The following is a 1,372-nucleotide window of genomic DNA, read 5'->3' as shown; positions in this document are numbered from 1 at the left end:
AGACCATCCGCGTCGCCACCATCGGCGACGTCGGTCCAGCGCTGGCGAAGTTCGACGCCGGCGACCGCCAGGTGCCGATCCGCGTCCAGCTCGAGGACAATGCGCGCAGCGACCTGCAGATGCTTGAGCAGCTGCGGGTGCCGCTCGGCCAGCGTGGCGAGCGCGGCGGCGTGCCGCTCTCCGTCGTCGCCGACATCCAGCTCGACCAGGGCCCGACCAGCATCAACCGCTACGATCGCGAGCGGCAGGCCACCGTCGCGGCCGACCTCGTCGGCAACGCCGCGCTCGGCGACGCCACCAAGCTGATCTACGACCTGCCGGTCATGAAGACCCTGCCGAAGGGCGTGAGGGTAAGCCCGTCCGGCGACGCCGAGAGCCTCGCCGAGCTGTCCGACGGCTTCGCCACCGCGATTACCGCCGGCCTGATGATGGTCTATGCTGTGCTGGTGCTGCTGTTCGGCACCTTCCTGCAGCCGATCACCATCCTGTTCTCGCTGCCGCTTTCGATCGGCGGCGCGATCGGCGCGCTGCTGCTGACCGGCAAGCAGCTCACCACGCCGGTATGGATCGGCATCCTGATGCTGATGGGCATCGTCACCAAGAACGCCATCATGCTGGTGGAGTTCGCGGTGGAGGCGATCCGCGACGGCAAGACGCGCGAGGAAGCCATGATCGACGCCGGCATGAAGCGCGCCCGCCCGATCGTGATGACCACGATCGCGATGGCCGCCGGCATGATGCCCTCGGCGCTCGCGTTCGGCGCCGGCGGCGAATTCCGCTCGCCGATGGCGCTCGCAGTGATCGGCGGCCTGATCTTCTCGACCGCGCTGTCCCTGGTGTTCGTGCCGGCGATGTTCATGGTGATGGACGATATCGGCGGCCTGATCTGGCGCTTCGGCAAACGGCTCGTGGTCTCGCATGCCGACCACGAGCTGACCCCGAACGAGCACCAGTCCGACGACACCAAGCGGCCGCCCGGCCCGCCGAACATGATCTCGCCCGCCGCGGAATGAGCTGAGCTCGCGCCTCGCCCACGGCGCGATCCGCGCAAGATGACGTACTTAAAATATCGAAAACAACCCCATGCAAAGGAGCTGGCGGGCCGGCATTCGGCACGGCAACTTGACTCGTCGGGCAAATCAGCAGTATTCTTCCATTATACAGAAATCGTGCAGACGCCCCGCGGCTATGGCATATGGGAAAGCCCTGGGGCGTCGCTTCCCTGCGGCCATCCGTCGTGCCGTCCGCCGTTAACTCCGCGGCCCCTCCAACACGTCGTCCCTGCCCAATGCGCACGGGAGCAGGGACCCATACGCCGCGGCGGACCTTGTTGCAGGGACTCGTCGTTCCAGCATCGCCCAACGATTGGCAG

Annotated in this window: 1 protein-coding gene; it reads left to right on the top strand. The window is 66.8% G+C overall.

Annotation, left to right across the window (positions count from 1 at the left end):
• On the top strand, window positions 1-1,013 hold a 1,013-nt coding region (locus AKL29_RS44490; RefSeq protein ID WP_244481810.1), incomplete at its 5' end, for an efflux RND transporter permease subunit.
• Between the last annotated feature and the right edge of the window lie 359 nt (window positions 1,014-1,372).

It is taken from the genome of Bradyrhizobium pachyrhizi (assembly GCF_001189245.1).
Classification (GTDB): domain Bacteria; phylum Pseudomonadota; class Alphaproteobacteria; order Rhizobiales; family Xanthobacteraceae; genus Bradyrhizobium; species Bradyrhizobium pachyrhizi.
This window is presented reverse-complemented; position numbering and strand designations above follow the sequence as displayed.